Below are 19,594 nucleotides of genomic sequence, written 5' to 3' on the forward strand. Positions count from 1 at the left end.
AGATCATGATGCTTTCATCGTTCCTCTTACTTTGTGCATGCCAAAAAACCACGCCTCAACTAGAACAGACCACCTTGCCCGACTTAGGCAGCAAAGCTAAATGTAATTCTTATTCGGGCCTTCCTTCGGGTTGGCCTAAAAATAAAGAAGCAGGCATGGTCAAGCTTCCGCAAGGAAAAATTGTTTTAGGCACCACACAAGGTTATGAAGATGAACGCCCATTAAACTTACAGGCAACTTCAGTTCCCGCTTTTTTAATTGATGCGACTGAAGTCACCAATGCTCAATTTCAAGAGTTTGTTAAACAAACGGGTTATGTCACCGATGCAGAGAAGCAAGGCGGCGCAGCTATGTTTGTACAACCAGATCATCCAGTTGAAGAATTACAATGGTGGAAATTTGAAAAAGGGGCCAATTGGAAACATCCATGGGGCCCAAACAACCCTAAACAACCTGCGCCTCACGAGCCTGTTCGTATGGTGACATGGAATGATGCTTACGCTTATGCGAACTGGTTGGGCCATGACTTACCGTCTGAGCTTGAGTGGGAATATGCAGCCAAAGGTTTTCAGCAAAATTCCGATATTGGCCCTACCCACGAAGGCCATATTGTAGCCAATTTCTGGCAAGGCGAATTTCCTTATAAAAACATTAGGGAAGATGGTTTTAAGGATGTTGCCCCTGTTGGCTGTTTTAGTAAAAACCCATTTGGTTTATATGACTTGATTGGCAATGTATGGGAATGGACGCAAACACCCTACATAGGACCAAGAGATCATCATATGGGAGATCCATCGAAATATCGGCAAAGTCACGAACAGATTTTGCAATACACGATTAAAGGTGGATCTTATTTATGTGCAACCAACTATTGCGCGCGTTATCGTGCTGCCGCGAGGCATCCACAGGAACTCGACCTTGCCACCAGCCATGTCGGATTTAGAACAGTAAAACGCTTTTAAACGGATTTAAAAATGAAGCATATTTTTATTTATGGGATTTTCTTCTCAGGGACAACCCTTGCCTGTTGTTTCGCTCATAGTGAAGTAGATGTTAATTTTCAAAATACACTCACACTAAAAACATTCAACTTCGACAGACAATATGAAAATGGCACTAGTCCCGATACTCATAGCTTGAGCCAAGGTCTGATTTATCGTGGTGACTGGTCAACCAAGCTTAATGATGTACAGCTCCACCTCAATCCAAGCATTCAATATGCTTATCGCCTAAGTAGCGACCAACACACCAATGACATGGTCATACCCTTTGACCCTAACACCAAGAAACAAGCACAAGACCAAATTAAATATGGCTTAGGTGCTGGAGTTGAATATCAAAACTTTCGCATGAATGTAGGTGAAATCACTCCCGATTCACCACTTACACCACAAGTGGATACACATCAATTACGAGTTAACTATAAAGGCTTGGAATTAAAATATAAGACACCGCAACAAAATTTTGAGCTGGGTTTGATTAACCGTTATTCACCAAAAAATGAGGAGGACTACCACAAACTCGCCATTTCAAAACATGAATCTGACGGACTCTATTTCTTTCAATGGGACAGCAATACACCTCGGTACCACTGGAAATTTTATAATGGTTACTTAACAGATCTCATCAATCAAAGTTACTTTGCTTTTGATTATCAGTGGACAAAGCAGCACACTACAAAATTACGTGTGTTTCGCCACGACGACGTCGGTAAATCAAAACTTGGAGAATATGACAATACATCCTTAGGCGCTATGCATTTTATCAAACATGGCAACTTTACAACTGGAATTGGCTACCAAGAAAACTTTGGCAAAGATGGAATTCCAAAACTCGACAATATGCCCATCCCCCATATGGTGAACTGGACCTTAGGTGCGTTTACCAAAGCAGATGAAAAGTCTTATCATTTCGTTGCCTCGTATGACTTTAAAGACTATATCAAGGGTTTAAAAATCACCTATAAATATATTTACGGCGATTCATTTCAGACCATGAATCATAATGATTTTGAGCAAGAAAGTGATGTGTTGATTCAGTACGACCTAAATGCTTGGATTAAAAATCTTAAGTTTCTTTTCTTAAATATTAACTACGACACCAAACATGGCAAAAGTCTGGATGAACAGCGCATGATGCTTCATTACACTTTTAATTTCTAAATTTTCACGCCCCCATAATGGCTATAGTTAAAGCCATTATGGATCCAAATTAAGATGAGTAAAAATTTAACCTCTAAAATTAAAAGTAAATACAAAAGTCTTTAATAGCAATTAAAAATATACAAAAACAACCAAATTAAAAGATCAATATTTTTTAAAAAATATACTGCTTATCAATTGACCAATATTTTTATTTATTATAAATTGGATCCAATAAGTGATAAGGAGTCGTCACAATGTTTATTAAAAATGCTTGGTATGTTGCCTGCCGCCCAGAAGAAATCCAAGACAAACCACTAGGTCGCACCATCTGTGGTGAAAAAATCGTTTTTTATCGTGGCAAAGAAAACCAAGTTGCAGCCGTTGAAGATTTTTGTCCCCATCGCGGCGCCCCACTTTCACTTGGCTATGTAGAAGATGGCAACCTCGTGTGTGGTTATCATGGTTTAGTCATGGGCTGTGACGGAAAGACCGTTTCAATGCCAGCTCAACGTGTAAATGGTTTCCCTTGCAATAAATCATATGCAGTTGTCGAAAAATTCGGTTTTATTTGGATATGGCCAGGCGAGAAAGCTTTAGCAGATGAAGCAAAACTGCCAACTTTAGAATGGGCAGATCATCCTGAATGGAGCTATGGCGGAGGCCTATTTCACATTCAGTGTGACTATCGATTGATGGTCGATAACCTGATGGATTTAACCCACGAGACCTATGTTCACTCAAGCAGTATTGGGCAAAAAGAGATTGATGAATCATTACCAGTCACTAAGGTTGACGGCGATCATGTCATTACCGAACGCTATATGGAAAATGTGATCGCACCTCCATTTTGGCAAATGGCCCTTCGCGGTAATCATTTAGCAGATGATGTACCTGTTGACCGTTGGCAACGTTGTCACTTCTTTGCGCCAAGTAATGTGCATATTGAAGTAGGTGTAGCTCATGCCGGACATGGTGGTTATCACGCACCAAAAGACAAAAAAGTTTCCTCAATTGTGGTCGATTTTATTACACCGGAAACTGAAACATCACATTGGTATTTCTGGGGAATGGCACGTAACTTCCAACCAGATAATGCTGAACTCACCGATCAAATTCGTGAAGGCCAAGGCAAAATCTTTACTGAAGATTTAGAAATGCTGGAGCAACAACAACAAAATATTTTAAACAACCCACATCGCAAATTACTGATGCTCAATATCGACGCAGGCGGTGTCCAGTCTCGTAAGGTGATTGAGCGACTGCTTACTGAAGAAAATAAAACACCTCCTGAAACGTCCGCACAAAAGTTTCCAAACATTCGGATTATTTAAAGGAGTATGAACATGGACGTTATTATTCAAAAAATTCACCAGCTCACCCCGACCATTCGTGCATTTGAATTGGTTGCAGCAAATGGTACGGAGCTACCGAATTTTGAGGCAGGTGCACATATTGATGTGCATCTTAAAAATGGTCTCACCCGCCAATATTCACTTTCAAACTGTTGCACTGAAAAACATCGCTATGTCATTGGTGTTTTACATGATGCCAATTCACGCGGTGGCTCACGCTGCATCCACACCGAATATCATGAAGGCGACCATTTAAAGATTGGTGAACCACGCAATTTATTTGAGATTCATCCTCAAACAAAACAGGCAGTTTTATTTGCGGGCGGTATTGGTATTACCCCTATTTTGTCGATGGCGTATCGGCTTAAGTCGGCCAATATACCTTTCGAACTGCACTACTTTGTTCGTAGTCATGAAATGATTGCTTTCTATGGCAACTTAACCGAGCACTTTGGTGACCAAGTTCATTTTCATATTCAAGATCAACCCGACACCGAATGTAAAATGGCAGAGGTTTTAGGCCAAGCTTCATCTGATAAACACTTATATGTGTGTGGACCTACAGGGTTTATGCAGTTTGTCATGAGCTCGGCTGAACAAGCTGGGTGGTATAGTGAACAGTTACATCAAGAGCATTTTGTCGCTCAAAAGGTAGATACGTCCAACGATGAAGCTTTTACCATTGAAGTGAAAGGTACAGGCCGCCGAATTGAAGTATTACCAGAGCAGACTGCTACGGAGGCATTAATTGCAAATGGTTTTGATATTCCTGTTTCATGTGAACAAGGCATTTGCGGGACCTGTATTACCCGCGTAGTAGAAGGCACACCTGATCATCGGGATCTATTTATGACCGATGAAGAACATGCACTAAATGACCAATTTACGCCCTGCTGTTCTCGTGCAAAAACTAAAAATCTTGTGATTGAGCTTTAATTCTTGAGTTCCTTTATTCAAAAATAAAGGAACTTCTTTTAACTTAAGCGCTGAGAACATTTCTTAGCGTTTCACCTAAAATCACCACACTACTGTGTTCACGCATTAAAGTTTCAGCACGCCCTGCCTGACGATGTACCAATGCATCGAAAATCGAACAATGCTGTAAATGCGCATAGTGCAAACGACGATATTCCGATAAAGCTTGGTTCTGGTCATAGGTAATGGCTTGGGCAGACGCCATCGGCAATTGATTGTTTTTCGCTAAGGCTTGGATGAGTGCGACGTTTTGCGCGCCTTCAATAATCGTGTCATGAAAAATGACGTTGAAATGGTGATAACGTTCCAGTTCAGCATCACCAAACTCGTCTGTTTCATTAAATAGTTTTTCAGTTTCTTGAATGCAATGTTGCAGTGTCTTTTTCTGTTCTTCGCTTAAGCCTTGTTCTGCCAAAGTTTTTGCAGCCAACCCTTCCAGCACACCGCGCACTTCGAGCGCATCATGAACGAGTTGTTCTGAAATTTCACGAACCGTGTAACCACGAGTTGGGTTTTTAATGAGGAGACCTTCTTGCTCAAGCAAGCGAAAGGCAATACGAACAGGCTGCCTTGAAACACCAAGTAACTCGGCAGTCGGAATTTCGGCAATTCTGGCACCGCCTTCAAGTTCCCCTGAAATAATCATTTTTCTTAGTTTAAGTAAAACTTGTTGTCCTGAAGACATTCGCTGCCACACATCACCAAAAACGTCACTTCGATGCTAGCAAGTTCATTTGTAAAATGAAATAAATTTTCTGTGTGAATCAGTGCTTAAGCATTTCTGTAGATTTTAATAAATTAATTTAAAAAACACATTCAATTAAAGGTTTTTAAGATTATTGACCATAATATCGAGATTATTGCGGATTAAATAAGCCAAGTTAATATCAATACCTTCAAGCATTTTTTCTTCAACTTTTAAAACCACTTCATTACATTTATTTAACTTTTCAACACCGCTTTCGGTCAGGGTAATTAAAATACGGCGGCCATGTGTTGGGTCAGGTTTTTTCTCAATCCAGCCATTCACCAGTAAATCTTGCAAAATTTTGTTGGCTGATTGCGGCTTAATGAAAGAGCGCTCAGCAAGCTTGGCATTGGATAAATTACTTTTTGAAGCTAAAACAGAAAGTGCAGTAAATTGCGGCAAGGTAATTTCAAGCTCTTTTAAATGTTCTGTTAAATGTTTACTAATAATTCGGTCAACACGAGCAATCATATAACTTAACTTAGGCTCATCTTCTACTTTTTTTGGAACTAAATTCGAACGTACCATAACCTTTCATTCATCATAAGAAAATCTGTAGTGAAAGTATGAGATTCTAACCCCATACTTTCGTTAAAACTTAGCGAGCACCTGAGCTTTGTACTAAATGTACAGGCTGTTTAGGTTTTTTGACAAGAAGTAATGCAGAGATCGCTGCAATTAAAATCACTGGAATGCTTGAACCAATCACGATGGTCGAGCTTTGTCCAAGCGAGAGTAAAAACCCTGCCATTAAAGGCCCTGCAAACGAACCAATACGGCCAATTGCAACTGCTGCACCTACACCAGTTCCACGCATTTCAGTTGGATAATACATGGCTGCCAGACCATACAACGCCGATTGTCCACCCACAATGAATAAGCCACAACCCACTGCCGAAAGTGCAAGTAAAGCCACGGTTGGAGATATTGCTAAACAACAAAGCGAAAATAAAATGCCGAGATAAATCAGCTTAATCACAAAACTCATGCGTAATTTATCAAGCAATACACCCATGAGGATTGAACCTAAAATTCCGCCAACGTTGTAGCCCATCTGTACATAGTTTGCTTGTAGTTTTGATAGACCTTGCGCACCCATCAGTAACGGCAACCAGTTCAATAAGAAGTACAACACGACTAATGTGCAGAAAAAACTGACCCAAAGCTGAATCGTCGACATACGACGCTCTTTCGCAAATAAAACTTCCAAAAATGGCGTCGTTTTTTGTGCTTGAACTTTACGTTGCAGATAGTCATTTGACTCAGGTAAAAAGCGCATAATAAGTGGAATTAGTAAAATAGGAGCAATCCCACCAATATAGAAAATATGACGCCACTCTGCATCGCCTGCCAACGACATAGCAACCACAGAAGTGAGTAATCCGCCAAAAGGAATGCCACTATACATAATGCTCACTGCGGTGCCTTTGTGCTGGTCAGGTACAGCTTCAGAGGCAAGTGTAATCATCATTGGTAATGCCCCTCCCATTCCTAAACCTGTACAAAAGCGAATGAGCAATAACAAACTAAAGTTAGCTGCATAAGCTGTTAGCAAAGACATAATTCCAAAAAGTAAGATACTAAAAATCAGAATTTTCTTACGCCCGACAATATCAGCCAACCGACCGCCTAATATTGCACCTGGTAAGGTCCCTAAAATTGCAGCACTAAATGCCCACGCCATCTGCGCATTGTCTAACATAAACTCAGCCCGCATTCGTGGAGCGGCTACCCCCATTGATTGAAGATCAAACCCTTCAAAAATTGCTATAGCAAAGCACAGTAGCAACGTGATTTTTGCCCTTGAAGGCTGTCCTGATATTTTTTCCATTGTGTTGTCCTTTATTGACTAGTCGTTCCATTTAGCCCTTTGTGTATTGTTGTTTAAACACACCAAAAATATCAGTTAAACTTACTAAAAAATCAACATATTTTTATATTAAATTAATTAAAAAAATAATTAATATTTAAAATACAATGAATTAAAAAATATTTATGAAATTTTATAAAAAAGACTTGAATGTAAGTTTAACTGATATTAGATTAAATCCCAGAACAGCAAAAAATCATTCAAGGAGTATGAAGATGAGTTATGAAAACCGCTGGGAAACAGTAGATGTTAAAGTTGAAGAAGGAATTGCATGGGTCACCCTAAACCGCCCAGAAAAGAAAAATGCCATGAGTCCAACACTCAATCGCGAAATGATTGATGTGCTCGAAACTCTTGAGCTTGATCAAGATGCGCGTGTTTTAGTTTTGACGGGTGCTGGTGACTCTTGGACAGCGGGTATGGATTTGAAGGAATATTTCCGTGAAGTCGACACTCAGCCTGAAATTTTCCAAGAACGTATTCGTCGTGACTCTTGTCGCTGGCAGTGGCAACTTCTTCGTATGTATTCAAAACCAACCATTGCTATGGTCAACGGCTGGTGTTTTGGAGGCGGTTTCTCACCTTTAGTGGCTTGTGACCTCGCAATTGCAGCAGATGAAGCAACTTTCGGTTTATCTGAAATTAACTGGGGTATCCCACCGGGCAACCTTGTAAGTAAAGCAATGGCAGATACCGTAGGTCATCGTGCATCTTTGTACTACATCATGACGGGTAAAACCTTTGGCGGTAAAGAAGCTGAAACCATGGGCTTGGTAAATAAAAGCGTACCGCTTGCCCAATTAAAAGCAGAAGTGACTGAGCTTGCAAATTGCTTACTTGAGAAAAACCCAGTAGTTCTTCGTACCGCTAAAAATGGATTTAAGCGTTGTCGTGAACTCACTTGGGACCAAAACGAAGACTACTTATATGCCAAGCTTGATCAATGTATCCACCGCGATACGGAAAACGGCCGTCAAGAAGGTTTGAAACAATTTTTAGATGAAAAATCAATTAAACCGGGTTTACAGAGCTACAAACGTACTGGTTAACTTTTGATACTTTAATGGCAATGTAAGGACGCACCCCATGCAAAATGTACAGTTACTTATTCACGGTCAATCTGTTGATGCATCAAATCAGGCAACTTTTGAGCGTATTAGTCCAATTGATGGAACGGTAGCAACTAAAGCTGCTGCTGCAACATTGGAAGATGTTGATCGTGCAATCGATTCGGCACAACAAGCTTTTAAAGTATGGTCGAAACTCTCGCCTACTGAGCGCCGTTTACGCTTATTAAAAGCAGCCGATTTAATGGACCAAAAAACCGAGCAATTCATTGAAACTGGAATGCAAGAAACAGGTTCAACTGCAACATGGTATGGGTTTAACGTTCACCTTGCTGCCAACATGTTACGTGAAGCCGCAGCCATGACCACACAAATTGACGGAAGTCTGATTCCATCAGATGTGCCGGGCAATCTTGCGATGGGTGTGCGAGTTCCTTGTGGTGTGATTGTAGGAATTGCACCTTGGAATGCGCCTGTCATTTTGGCAACACGTGCACTTGCTATGCCTTTGGCTTGTGGCAACACTGTTGTATTAAAAGCCTCAGAAGCCTGCCCAGCAACACATCGTTTAATTGGTGAAGTGTTACATGAGGCAGGTATAGGTGAAGGTGTGGTCAATGTGATTACGCATGCCGCCGAAGATGCACCACAAATCGTGGAGCGTTTAGTGTCTCATCCAGCTGTGAAACGCATTAATTTTACCGGTTCAACCAAAGTTGGAAAAATTATTGCCGAGACTGCTGCTAAATATTTAAAACCAGTTTTACTTGAATTGGGTGGTAAGGCGCCTGTCGTGGTTTTAAATGAAGCTGACATTAATGAAGCTGTAAATGCAGTCGCTTTTGGAGCGTTCTTTAATCAGGGTCAAATCTGTATGTCGACCGAACGTGTTTTGGTTCAAGACAAAATTGCCGACCAGTTTATTGAAAAGCTGATTGAGAAAACTCGGTCTATTCAAGCAGGTAATCCAACCTCAAAAGACAATGTACTTGGTGTTTTAGAAAGTCGACGTGCTGTAAACCGTATTCAGCATTTGCTAGAAGATGCCCAAAACAAAGGTGCTGACTTACCTTTAGGCATTCATATTGAAGACACCACCATGCAACCGACGCTGGTGCTCAATATTAAATCTGACATGCTGCTTTACCGCGAAGAATCATTTGGGCCTGTATGCACAGTTCAACGTTTTTCAAGCATTGAAGAAGGCATAGCACTGGCAAATGACAGCGAGTTCGGCCTTTCTTCAGCAGTGTTTAGCCAAAATATTTCGCAGGCATTAGAAGTCGCTAAACAAATTGATTCGGGTATTTGTCATATTAACGGTGCAACCGTACATGACGAAGCTCAAATGCCATTTGGCGGAACAAAATCGAGTGGTTACGGACGTTTTGGTAGTAAAGTCTCTGTTGCCGAATTTACCGAACTACGCTGGATTACCATTCAAACCCAATCACGTCATTACCCGATTTAGTCAGGCTAATGCGGACAACAACATATTAAATAAAAATTGCATGATGCAAAAAATAAAGCGCAGTGATGCGCTTTCCATGGAGTGAAAGAAATGCAAATGAATGCCACTCAATCACAAGACCGCGAACGGTTCGTAAAATTAGGGCAACATGATATTCATTATCACCATAAAGATGACACGCTCTATATCAGCCCAAAAGAGCAATTAAAACCGTATCCACAAAAACTGACAGATCGGTTAATTCATTTTGCACAAACCAAACCAGACCATATTTTTGCAGCAAAACGCAATGCTCAAGGCGAATGGGTCAAACTGAGTTATGCAGAAGTTCTACAACGCGCATGGCACATTGCTCAAGCTTTGCATGATCGTAATTTAAGCCAAGAAAGACCTCTGGTCATTTTAAGTGGTAATGATCTCGAACATTTAACACTCTCTATGGGTGCTATGTTGGCAGGTGTGCCTTTCTCGGCTATTTCCCCTGCCTACTCTCTGATTTCTCAAGACTTTGGCAAACTCAAACATGTGTTTGAAGTGCTCACACCTGGTATGGTTTATGCCAGCGATGGACAAGCTTTTGCCAAAGCCATTCAGGCATGTATTACGCCTGATATTGAAGTGGTGACCAATAAAGGCATTGTGGGCGATCAGATTTGCACATCTTTTCAATCGCTTTTAGATACGCCTGTTTCAAATGTCCAAGAGTTTTATCAAACCCTTGATGAAAACCAAATTGCCAAGTTCTTATTTACGTCAGGTTCAACCAAACTCCCTAAAGCTGTGCCGACCACGCATTTAATGTTGTGTGTTAATCAGCAAATGTTATTACAAACTTTCCCTGAGTTTGAAGAAACGCCGCCTGTCCTACTCGACTGGCTGTCTTGGCACCACACATTTGGCGGCAGTCACAATGTCGGCATCGCACTCTATAACGGCGGTACGATTTACATTGATGATGGCAAACCCGTTGCAGGAAAATTTGAAGAAACTATTCGTAATCTCAAAGAAATTTCTCCAACTGTTTATTTAAATGTGCCAAAAGGTTGGGAAGAACTCACCGAAGCCTTAGAAAAAGATCAAGAATTAAGAGACCGCTTTTTTGCCAAAGTTAAAATTTTATTCTTTGCAGGTGCAGCGCTTTCAGAAGCTGGCTGGAACAGACTCGATAAAATTGCTCAGCAACATTGCGGAGAAAAAATTCGCATTATGAGCGGATTGGGCATGACTGAAACAGCACCCTCTTGTGCTTTTACCACTGGTCCACGCGTGATGGCTGGCTTTATTGGATACCCTGCTCCGGGATGCGAAATTAAGCTAGTGCCATGTGGTGACAAACTTGAGTTTTGTGTTCGTGGCAAACATGTCATGAAAGGTTATTGGCGTTTAAAGGCAGACCAACAAAGCACTGTATTTGACGATGAAGGCTTTTTCCATACTGGAGATGCTGTTCGTTTAGTCGATGTGAATGATCCAACTAAAGGTCTGATGTACGACGGACGAATTGCCGAAGACTTTAAACTCAATACGGGTACTTTTGTGAATGTGGGCACACTACGCAACAAAGTACTGATTCAAGGTAATTTACTGATTCAAGATGTTTGTATTACTGGTTCAAACCTGAATGCTGTGGGTTTTCTGATTTTTCCAAAATTAGAAGCTTGTGCTCAACATGCAGGTCTTAACCTTGGTGATCATTCTGCAACAGAGATATTACAGCATCCTAAAGTCCAGCAATGGTTCCGCCAATTTTTAACGACCTTTAATAAAGATGCGACTGGCAGTTCAAATACAGTCTCAATGCTTTATTTAATGATCGAACCACCTCAACTCGATGCAGGTGAAGTGACCGATAAAGGCAACCTCAATCAAAGCAGTATTACCAAGCGTCGTGCAGCTTTAATTGATGAACTTTATCAAAAGCAGACTGATAACCCGCTGATTATTCGGGTGCCCACCTTAAAACAATAAGCAATTGAAATAAAAAAGGAAGCTCAAATTTCGGTTTGGGCCTTAGCCTCACTTTTGCCTAAAAAAGGTTCAACATGCCACACGATACAGAATTTGAACTATTTCGGGACAGCTATCGCAGGTTCTTAAAAGAACAGGTTGCCCCGTATTACGAACAGTGGGAACACAATGGCCTTATCCCACGTGATCTATGGCTTCGTCTTGGGGAAAATGGTTTTTTGTGTGTTGATGTGCCTGAGGAATATGGCGGTTACGGCGCTCCTGTTCATTACTCCCTCATGCTGGTTCAAGAAACGGCTCAAGCGGGCTTTGCGTCTTTGGCGGTTGCCATTGGCGGGCAAAATGAGTTGGTTTCTCCTTACCTGCAAAATATTGGAACTGAAGAGCAAAAACGTTATTGGTTACCGAAAATGGTCACAGGTGAAGTCGTCACTGCAATTGCTATGACCGAAGCCAATGCTGGTTCAGCCCTACAAGCCATACGCACTCAAGCCATTTTAGAAAATGACCACTATCGTGTGAATGGTTCAAAAACCTTTATCTCGAATGGATTACATGCCGACCTGATTGTTTTGGTGGCAAAAACTGACCCTCAAGCTAAAGCAAAAGGCATTTCAATATTATTAGTTGATGCTGCTTTAGACGGCGTTAAAAAAGGTCGCTCTTTACAAAAAATCGGGCTGCATGCCCAAGATACAGCTGAACTGTTTTTTGATGATGTCTGTGTGCCGGCAACTCAGCGTTTGGGGGAAGAAGGACAAGGCTTTGCTTATTTAATGCAAGAATTACCTCGCGAACGTTTAAGCATTTCCATGATGGCTTTGGGGTCAATTTTAGGCGCCATCGAACTGACCAAAGACTATGTATTAGAGCGTAAAGCTTTCGGGCAACCTTTAAGCCAAATGCAAAACACACGATTTGTACTCGCAAATGCGCAAATCAAAGCCAAAGCCGCCCAAGCCTTTGTAGATCAATGTGCAGCGCTGTATCAACAACACCTGTTAAGCGTCACTCAAGTGGCTGCATTGAAATGCTTTATCACCGATGTCCAATGTGAAGTGATTGATCAATTACTTCAACTTTTTGGTGGCTACGGCTACATGCAGGAATACCCAATCTCACGTTTTTTTGTGGATGCAAGGGTACAAAAAATTTATGGGGGAACCAATGAAATTATGAAAGAAATCGTGGCCCGAGAACTGCTCGGGAAATAGTTCGATTTAAAAACCGAATAAGGCAGACACAACAACTATGCCTTGTTGAAAACAAAAAATGATATTTCAGGAAGAAATGCTATGTCGAAATTATGGATGTACTCTACCCTTATGCTCTCAGGTTCAGTGTGGGCTGGCAGTTTTATTGATAATAGTTCAGTAGAACTCACCACGCGAAATTTCTATTTTGACCGCGACTACCAAGAGCAATCTGCTTACCCTGCTGCCAAGGACTGGACACAAGGTTTTATTCTTAAAGCCAATTCAGGTTATACCGAAGGGACTGTCGGTTTTGGGCTGGATGTGCTTGCAACGGCAGGCTTTAAACTCGATGCCGATGCCGAGCACGGAGGTACAGGAAACTTACCTAGAGACACGCGCACCAATGAGCCTGCCGACTCTTATGGCGAAATTGGGGTCACAGCAAAAGCCAAAATGAGTCAGACTGAACTACGCATTGGTACCCTAATGCCAATGAATCCTGTTTTAGTGGCTTCACCTGCTCGTTTGCTTCCTCAAACTTATCGAGGAATTTCACTGACCAGTAAAGATATTAAAGATTTTGATTTACAGGCAGCCTACCTCGATAAAGTGAATCATCGTGATTCAACCAACTATGAAAAAATTAAAATTTCTGGGGTGAATGGACGATTTAAAAGTGCTGAAACTGATGGACTCTATTATTTAGGTGGAAACTATCAGTTTAATCCTGCACTCAAGCTCACCGCTTTTTACATGGATGTTGACGATCTTTATAACCAAACCATGGTCGGCGCTTTACACCAACATAAAATTAATGACACCACTAATTTTAGCTCTCAATTACGTTACTACCGCAGCCGAGATGACGGACAAGCAAAAGCAGGCTTAGTCGATAATGATCTTTATCACGCGCATTTCGAACTAAAACATCAAAACCATAAATTTATTTTTGGGACTTTCCAACATCATGGCGACACCGCGTTTCCGTATTTAACGGGAGGTGAAACGGGTCTACTCATTGATACATGGCCGGGCGAGTTTTTAAATCCAAAAGAAAAAGCCTATAGCTTCCGTTATGAATATGACTTTAAAGATTATGTACCGGGTTTACGTTTTATGACTCGTTACACCACAGGTCACAATATTTATGCACCCAACTTAGGTGGAACCAATCTAAAAGAACGCGAAACAGACTTTGATTTAGGCTACACCGTTCAAAGTGGCTGGTTAAAAAATCTAGGGTTACGCGCGCGCTACGCCATTTATGACAACAACATGCTCTCTACAGCCAATATCAAACCTGTAAACGAAACCCGTCTCAACATCGACTACACATGGAAATTTAAATAATTAAAACCAGAGGTTCTGTCACACATAGAACCTCTTTTTATTTCGGGAAATTCATCATGAAGAAAGTTGTAACACTACTCTGCGGAATTTGTCTCATTGGCCTAACTCATGCCGCAACTCAATATAACCCACCACCTATTCAGCTTGAGCCTTTAGCAAAATTTAGTGTTGATCTAAATGCGCCTGTTTGGGAATTAGGCACGACCAGTGATGCAGGTAAACGCCGAATTATTCCCATTACAGGTGGGACATTTGAAGGCAAATCCCTTAAGGGCCGCATTTTAAATAATGGTGCAGATTGGCAAATCGTTGACAGTAAAGGACTGGCCATTATTGATACGCGATATTTGTTAGAAACCGATGACGGTGCGCTTATTTACCTTCAAACCAAAGGTTACCGCCATGGCTCGGCAGAGACGCTAAAACAGCTTGCCCAAGGCAAAGATGTGGACCCGAAAAACTACTATTTCAAAATTACCATGCAGTTTGAAACCAGCTCACCAAAATATTCATGGCTCAATCAGACCGTTGCGGTAGGCAGTGCAATGCGCTTGGGTAAAGCAGTTATTTATGATGCCTATACCCTGAAATAATAATTTTTATAACACCTACAAAAAGGATGGAGCCTTCATTATGGATCAAAAAACTTTAGAACACTTACCGCCCATCCATCAGCATTTGGGTGGACATAATATCCATTGGAATGACCAAAACACTGAACTTAACATCCACTACACGGCGCTAGAAAGCTTTACCAATCCACGCGGCACCGTTGAAGGCGGCATGATCTGCGCCATGCTTGACGATGTGATGGGACTTTTTGCATATCTCGCCAATGACCATAAACCCGCCACCACCATCAACTTAACGATGGATTTTTTAAGGCCCTGTGCTGTGGGCGAAGTCATTACAAAATGCCGATTCATTAAACAAGGCAAAACCGTACTGAATCTCGAAAGTGAAGCTTGGCAAAACAACAAAATGATTGCACGAAGCACAGCTAATTTTCTGGTTTTAGATTAATTACAAACATTCATTCAATAAGGATATGAATAAATGAATTACACCAACAATAAACGAATTTTGACCCGCTCCGCTTTGGTGCTTGCCATACTTGGTTCTTTGGCAGGCTGTGGAAGTGATAATGATGACACAACGGTTCCGTCAACAACCAAACCACCGCAGTTATCTCCTGCTGTTGGCGTAAAAATGACAGGAAGCTGTTCAGACTTACTCGGATTTCAGTACAACAATACCGTTATTAGCTCAGCTACCCTTCAAGAAGCAGGTACATTGAATGTCGCCAACAAACCGATTGGCGCACATTGTTTGGTCGAAGGTTATATGGATCAACGTGTAAGCCCGATCGATGGACAAACTTATCAAATTGGTTTTGAAATGCGCTTACCAATAGACTGGAATGGTCGTTTCCTCTATCAAGGCAATGGCGGAACCGATGGTAATTTAGTCCCTGCGACAGGTCAGGTCGGCAGTGGTGGCCCGCTGACCAATGCCCTGCATGATGGTTTTGCTGTTATTTCTTCCGATGCTGGACATAACGCTTCACAAAATCCAATGTTTGGTTTAGACCCTCAAGCCAGAATTGACTACGGCTACGGTGCGATTACCAAACTCACGCCTATGGCAAAAAACCTAATTAAAGCCGCATATGGTAAATTGCCAGACCGCTCCTATGCAGGCGGTACATCGAACGGTGGGCGTCATGCCATGATTGCCGCAACTCGTTTGGGCGACCAATATGACGGAATTCTAGCGAGTACACCAGGTTTTCACCTACCTCGTGCAGCCGCAGCTCAACTCTACACAGCACAACAGCTTCGTCGTGTCGCAACAGATGAAAATGACCTAAGTACTGCTCTAACTCTTCCAGAGCGTAAAGTTTTAGCAAAAGCGATTTTAGATCGATGCGATGCCTTAGACGGTGTTGCAGATGGCTTGGTTCAAGATGTCGAGGCTTGCCGTACGGCTTTTGATATTCATAAGCATGTACCCGTTTGCTCAAGCACAAGAGATGGTACTTGTTTAAGCACCGAACAAATTGATGTATTAGCCAACATTTACCGTGGTCCTGTAAACTCTGCTGGACAAGCACTCTATGCAACCCAACCTTTCGACCCAGGTTTAGTCGGCAGTAACTGGGCAAGCTGGAAATTTGAATCTTCGGTGGGAACAGCGCGTGACCCCGTTGCAGTCGGCATTCTTTTTCAGGTTCCACCAGACCCAACTGTGACTCAAAACTCTAGACAATTTGCCTTTAATTTTAACTTCGATACCGACTATCCAAAACTCTCGGCAACCAATGATGTTTATACTGAAAGTTCGATGTCTTTCATGATGCCACCTGATGAACTTAATCTAGATAAACTCCGTAATCACGGTGGAAAAATGATTGTAGTACAAGGCACAGCAGACGGCGTTTTCTCTGTAGATGACACCCAAAATTGGTACGATCAACTGCTACAACACTATAAAAATGATGCAAAAGGTACAGCACCTGAATTCGCACGTTTCTTTAGAGTTCCGGGTATGAACCATACCCGTGATGGTATTGCGACCGACCAATTTGATGCGCTGAATGCTTTAGTCAACTGGGTAGAATATGGACAAGCACCTGACAAAATCATTGCAACCGCACGCGGCGCAGGTAACCCGAGTGGTCAAATTAATACTGAGCTTCCACAAGACTGGGCACCAGACCGTACCCGTCCACTTTGTCCTTACCCACTAATCACTCGTTACAATGGTCAAGGTGATAGCGAAAAAGCAGAGAACTTTAGCTGTAAATAACATCCAATAAGATAAAAAGAGAGCTTAAATAAGCTCTCTTTTTTATCTTACTCTGCCTAATCTTAGCTCAAGTTTTACTGCTTAAACTTTTTAATACTTTTAGACAAATGAGCTCGCATCATTTGTCGAGCCAACAAACCATCCTGATCGACAATTGCGTTATAAATATTCACATGATCATGATGAACCGCTTTTAAATATTCTTCGCGGTTTTCAGGACTTTGCTCAATAGATTTTAAGCGTGCACGTGGAATAATTTTTTCACCCAGATACTTCAAAAAATCAACGAAATATTGGTTTTCAGAAGCTTCAGCAATGGCAATATGGAAATCATAATCAGCTTTTACTGTGCCATCATTTGCATCTGATGAAATATGACGTTCAAAGTCTTCAAGCGCAGCTTTCATTTTATCGATGTGGATTTGCTTACGGCGCTCAGAGGCTAAAAAAACAGCTTCAGACTCAAGGCTAATCCGAAGCTCAAGTAAAGAAACAATATCGTTAATGGTTTCTAAACTGGCATTAGACAGCAAAAAATTCTGTTCAACCGTCTGCTCTTTTACAAAAGTACCAATCCCGTGACGAGTTTCGACAAACCCTAAAGAACGCAACTCAGTAATTGCTTCACGAATAACAGAACGGCTTACTTCAAAAGTTTCAATTAATTCAAGTTCGGTCGGAATTTTCTCTCCGACTTGGAAGTCTCCAGACTGAATTTTTTCGATCAGTTGTTCTACAATAATCTGGCTTAGTTTTTTTGTTGATCTAGGTTTAATTGCGCTAGACATAATCTGAAGAACTCATGAAATGTTGAAAAAATTAGAAAATTCATTTTACTATAAACTTAGACGATAGTCATATTCGGTTTTTATACATCTAAGTTATTAAAATCAAAATATTTTATCTCCGTTATCAAACCCTCACACATATTTAAAAAGTAAGCAACTTATGCTTCTGTTGATATTTAATAATACATTGAATAAGTTAAAAAATATGCAGCTCAATACCATTGATTGAGCTGCACAACTTTTAAATTTGAGCCTGAGTTAATTGCCCATTGACCAGACGAGTAATCTGTAGTGGATTACTATCTTTTAATGCATCGGGTAATAAAACTTGTGGGGTATTTTGGAAACATACCGGACGCAAGAAACGCTCAATCGCTCCCGTACCCACCGAAGTTCCGCGTGCATCACTGGTTGCAGGGAAAGGACCACCATGCACCATTGCATCAGACACTTCAACTCCTGTCGGGAAACCGTTAAACAATACACGGCCAGCTTTACCGGTTAGCAAATGAAGAAGCTCGCCTGCTTCAGACAACTCATTTTCATCACCAATAATGGTTGCCGTAAGCTGTCCACCTAAAGCCTCGATCCCTTTTAACAAAGTCGCTTCATCCTCTACGCCAATCACAATCGACATTGGCCCGAAAACTTCATGTTGTAGTTTTGGGTTGCCTGACAATAAAACAGATTGTTCCGCTTTAAATAGATGTGCTTTTGCTTGAGAAACTAGCTCGGCCTCTTGTCCTGTCGCAATAACTTCAAAACCAGCTTCGCAGTTTAGAGCATCAATACCTTGACGGTAACTTTTTAAAGTACCTTCATTCAACATAACCTGAGGCACAGCTTTTTGCGTGCTTTCAGCTAAAGCCGCTACAAAACTGTCAAATTCAGGTCCTTCTACACCTAAAATTAACCCTGGTTTTGTACAGAACTGACCACATCCCATATTGAATGAGGCAACCGTATCCTGAGCGATTTGTTCACCACGAGAACTCAGCGCTTGAGATAAAACCACTACAGGGTTCACACTCGACATTTCAGCAAAGAATGGAATTGGCTGAGGACGGCTCTGTGCAAGGTTATAAAGTGCCATTCCGCCTTCAAGAGAACCCGTAAAACCGGCTGCCTGAATCAGCGGATGTTCTACCAAGTTTGCGCCAATACGGCCGCCAAAAATCATATTGAATGTGCCTTTAGGCATATCGCAAACTTCGATTGCTTTTTCAATGGCTTCTGCAACAAGCTCAGCAGTTGCCATATGGCCAGAGTGTGCTTTAAAGACAACCGGGCAGCCTGCTGCTAAAGCAGCTACTGTATCACCGCCTGCAGTTGAAAATGCAAGTGGGAAATTACTCGCGCCAAACACAGCAACCGGTCCTACCCCAACTTTATATTGACGCAAATCGACACGTGGCAAAGGCTTACGTTCTGGTAATGCCACATCAATACGGGCACCATAAAAATCGCCACGGCGTAAAAGTTCAGCAAACAGTCGAAGCTGACCAGTAACACGGCCTGTCTCTCCTTGAAGACGAGCAAGTGGTAAGCCTGTTTCAAGTGAAGCGACTTCTTGCAGGTTCGCACCTAATACTTCAATTTGGCGAGCAATTTCTTCAAGAAAAGAGGCACGTTGCTCTTGAGAAGTTTGGCTATAAACTAAAAAAGCGTTATGTGCAGCTTGAGCAGCTTGATCCACTTCTTCAAGGGTCGCCTGACTAAATACATAACCTGTTGGCTGATAGTCTTTTGCAGCTATACTTTCTAGAGCTGGCGCATTTGCAGCAACACGTTGACCATTAATAAACTGCCGACCGTTATTTTTACTCATTTTAAAGCTCCAATACCTAAACAGTTAGA

17 protein-coding genes are annotated in these 19,594 nt (G+C 41.6%); 12 read left to right on the forward strand and 5 right to left on the reverse strand.

Features of this window, described 5'->3' with window-relative positions:
- The first annotated feature begins 8 nt into the window (after window positions 1–8).
- The 4 genes from J580_RS10025 (at window position 9) to J580_RS10040 (ending at window position 4,432) form a co-directional block, all read left to right on the forward strand.
- Window positions 9–962, forward strand: a complete 954-nt coding sequence (locus J580_RS10025; RefSeq protein WP_081403624.1) for a formylglycine-generating enzyme family protein — start codon at window positions 9–11, stop codon at window positions 960–962.
- 12 nt (window positions 963–974) lie between these two features.
- Complete coding sequence (locus J580_RS10030; protein WP_032004059.1) at window positions 975–2,162, forward strand: OprD family outer membrane porin; 1,188 nt, start codon at window positions 975–977, stop codon at window positions 2,160–2,162.
- Between the two features lie 236 nt (window positions 2,163–2,398).
- Entirely contained in the window at window positions 2,399–3,475 is a 1,077-nt protein-coding gene (locus J580_RS10035) for an aromatic ring-hydroxylating oxygenase subunit alpha (protein ID WP_032004060.1), read from the forward strand.
- Between the two features lie 12 nt (window positions 3,476–3,487).
- Window positions 3,488–4,432, forward strand: a complete 945-nt coding sequence (locus J580_RS10040) for a PDR/VanB family oxidoreductase (protein ID WP_032004061.1) — start codon at window positions 3,488–3,490, stop codon at window positions 4,430–4,432.
- A gap of 43 nt (window positions 4,433–4,475) precedes the next feature.
- On the opposite strand, the gene J580_RS10045 is transcribed toward J580_RS10040, so the two are convergent.
- From J580_RS10045 to mhpT, 3 genes are all read right to left on the reverse strand, one after another.
- The gene (locus J580_RS10045; protein WP_005802836.1) at window positions 4,476–5,168 is read right to left on the reverse strand and encodes a GntR family transcriptional regulator; all 693 of its coding nucleotides are present in this window, start codon (window positions 5,166–5,168) and stop codon (window positions 4,476–4,478) included.
- Window positions 5,169–5,291: 123 nt separating this feature from the next.
- Window positions 5,292–5,747, reverse strand: coding sequence for a MarR family winged helix-turn-helix transcriptional regulator (locus tag J580_RS10050; RefSeq protein ID WP_014206159.1), 456 nt, complete (start codon window positions 5,745–5,747; stop codon window positions 5,292–5,294).
- A 70-nt stretch (window positions 5,748–5,817) separates the two neighbouring features.
- On the reverse strand, window positions 5,818–7,050 hold the full coding sequence (mhpT, locus tag J580_RS10055; RefSeq protein WP_032004063.1) for a 3-(3-hydroxy-phenyl)propionate transporter MhpT: 1,233 nt from the start codon (window positions 7,048–7,050) through the stop codon (window positions 5,818–5,820).
- A gap of 248 nt (window positions 7,051–7,298) precedes the next feature.
- Here mhpT and J580_RS10060 point away from each other — a divergent pair, with 248 nt between their 5' ends.
- The 8 genes from J580_RS10060 (at window position 7,299) to J580_RS10095 (ending at window position 16,949) form a co-directional block, all read left to right on the forward strand.
- Window positions 7,299–8,138 (forward strand): p-hydroxycinnamoyl CoA hydratase/lyase, encoded by an 840-nt coding sequence (locus J580_RS10060; protein ID WP_014206158.1) that lies wholly within the window; start codon window positions 7,299–7,301, stop codon window positions 8,136–8,138.
- 37 nt (window positions 8,139–8,175) lie between these two features.
- Complete coding sequence (locus J580_RS10065) at window positions 8,176–9,627, forward strand: aldehyde dehydrogenase (protein ID WP_032004065.1); 1,452 nt, start codon at window positions 8,176–8,178, stop codon at window positions 9,625–9,627.
- A gap of 81 nt (window positions 9,628–9,708) precedes the next feature.
- Window positions 9,709–11,595: a feruloyl-CoA synthase gene (locus tag J580_RS10070; protein WP_171071972.1), complete on the forward strand. Its 1,887-nt coding sequence runs from the start codon at window positions 9,709–9,711 to the stop codon at window positions 11,593–11,595.
- Between the two features lie 74 nt (window positions 11,596–11,669).
- Window positions 11,670–12,809 (forward strand): acyl-CoA dehydrogenase family protein, encoded by a 1,140-nt coding sequence (locus J580_RS10075; protein WP_032004068.1) that lies wholly within the window; start codon window positions 11,670–11,672, stop codon window positions 12,807–12,809.
- Window positions 12,810–12,890: 81 nt separating this feature from the next.
- Window positions 12,891–14,141 (forward strand): OprD family porin, encoded by a 1,251-nt coding sequence (locus J580_RS10080; RefSeq protein WP_000041309.1) that lies wholly within the window; start codon window positions 12,891–12,893, stop codon window positions 14,139–14,141.
- Between the two features lie 56 nt (window positions 14,142–14,197).
- Window positions 14,198–14,734, forward strand: coding sequence for a DUF3237 domain-containing protein (locus J580_RS10085; protein ID WP_000758285.1), 537 nt, complete (start codon window positions 14,198–14,200; stop codon window positions 14,732–14,734).
- 40 nt (window positions 14,735–14,774) lie between these two features.
- Window positions 14,775–15,164, forward strand: a complete 390-nt coding sequence (locus J580_RS10090; protein ID WP_032004069.1) for a PaaI family thioesterase — start codon at window positions 14,775–14,777, stop codon at window positions 15,162–15,164.
- A gap of 33 nt (window positions 15,165–15,197) precedes the next feature.
- Window positions 15,198–16,949 (forward strand): tannase/feruloyl esterase family alpha/beta hydrolase, encoded by a 1,752-nt coding sequence (locus J580_RS10095; protein ID WP_032004070.1) that lies wholly within the window; start codon window positions 15,198–15,200, stop codon window positions 16,947–16,949.
- A 74-nt stretch (window positions 16,950–17,023) separates the two neighbouring features.
- Here the strand turns inward: J580_RS10095 and J580_RS10100 are convergent, their stop codons facing one another.
- Window positions 17,024–17,737, reverse strand: coding sequence for a FadR/GntR family transcriptional regulator (locus J580_RS10100; RefSeq protein WP_005042034.1), 714 nt, complete (start codon window positions 17,735–17,737; stop codon window positions 17,024–17,026).
- 241 nt (window positions 17,738–17,978) lie between these two features.
- Window positions 17,979–19,565: an aldehyde dehydrogenase (NADP(+)) gene (locus J580_RS10105; RefSeq protein WP_032004071.1), complete on the reverse strand. Its 1,587-nt coding sequence runs from the start codon at window positions 19,563–19,565 to the stop codon at window positions 17,979–17,981.
- Window positions 19,566–19,594: the final 29 nt, after the last annotated feature.

The sequence above is a fragment of the Acinetobacter sp. 1542444 genome (genome assembly GCF_000581835.1).
In the GTDB taxonomy this organism is placed as follows: domain Bacteria; phylum Pseudomonadota; class Gammaproteobacteria; order Pseudomonadales; family Moraxellaceae; genus Acinetobacter; species Acinetobacter pittii.

Excerpts from the sequence above, each read along its gene's own strand:
- J580_RS10025 (WP_081403624.1), top strand. The coding sequence starts at position 9 with ATGCTTTCATCGTTCCTCTTACTTTGTGCATGCCAAAAAACCACGCCT.
- J580_RS10030 (WP_032004059.1), top strand. The coding sequence starts at position 975 with ATGAAGCATATTTTTATTTATGGGATTTTCTTCTCAGGGACAACCCTT.
- J580_RS10035 (WP_032004060.1), top strand. The coding sequence starts at position 2,399 with ATGTTTATTAAAAATGCTTGGTATGTTGCCTGCCGCCCAGAAGAAATC.
- J580_RS10040 (WP_032004061.1), top strand. The coding sequence starts at position 3,488 with ATGGACGTTATTATTCAAAAAATTCACCAGCTCACCCCGACCATTCGT.
- J580_RS10050 (WP_014206159.1), bottom strand. The coding sequence starts at position 5,747 with ATGGTACGTTCGAATTTAGTTCCAAAAAAAGTAGAAGATGAGCCTAAG.
- mhpT (WP_032004063.1), bottom strand. The coding sequence starts at position 7,050 with ATGGAAAAAATATCAGGACAGCCTTCAAGGGCAAAAATCACGTTGCTA.
- J580_RS10060 (WP_014206158.1), top strand. The coding sequence starts at position 7,299 with ATGAAGATGAGTTATGAAAACCGCTGGGAAACAGTAGATGTTAAAGTT.
- J580_RS10065 (WP_032004065.1), top strand. The coding sequence starts at position 8,176 with ATGCAAAATGTACAGTTACTTATTCACGGTCAATCTGTTGATGCATCA.
- J580_RS10075 (WP_032004068.1), top strand. The coding sequence starts at position 11,670 with ATGCCACACGATACAGAATTTGAACTATTTCGGGACAGCTATCGCAGG.
- J580_RS10080 (WP_000041309.1), top strand. The coding sequence starts at position 12,891 with ATGTCGAAATTATGGATGTACTCTACCCTTATGCTCTCAGGTTCAGTG.
- J580_RS10085 (WP_000758285.1), top strand. The coding sequence starts at position 14,198 with ATGAAGAAAGTTGTAACACTACTCTGCGGAATTTGTCTCATTGGCCTA.
- J580_RS10090 (WP_032004069.1), top strand. The coding sequence starts at position 14,775 with ATGGATCAAAAAACTTTAGAACACTTACCGCCCATCCATCAGCATTTG.
- J580_RS10095 (WP_032004070.1), top strand. The coding sequence starts at position 15,198 with ATGAATTACACCAACAATAAACGAATTTTGACCCGCTCCGCTTTGGTG.
- J580_RS10100 (WP_005042034.1), bottom strand. The coding sequence starts at position 17,737 with ATGTCTAGCGCAATTAAACCTAGATCAACAAAAAAACTAAGCCAGATT.
- J580_RS10105 (WP_032004071.1), bottom strand. The coding sequence starts at position 19,565 with ATGAGTAAAAATAACGGTCGGCAGTTTATTAATGGTCAACGTGTTGCT.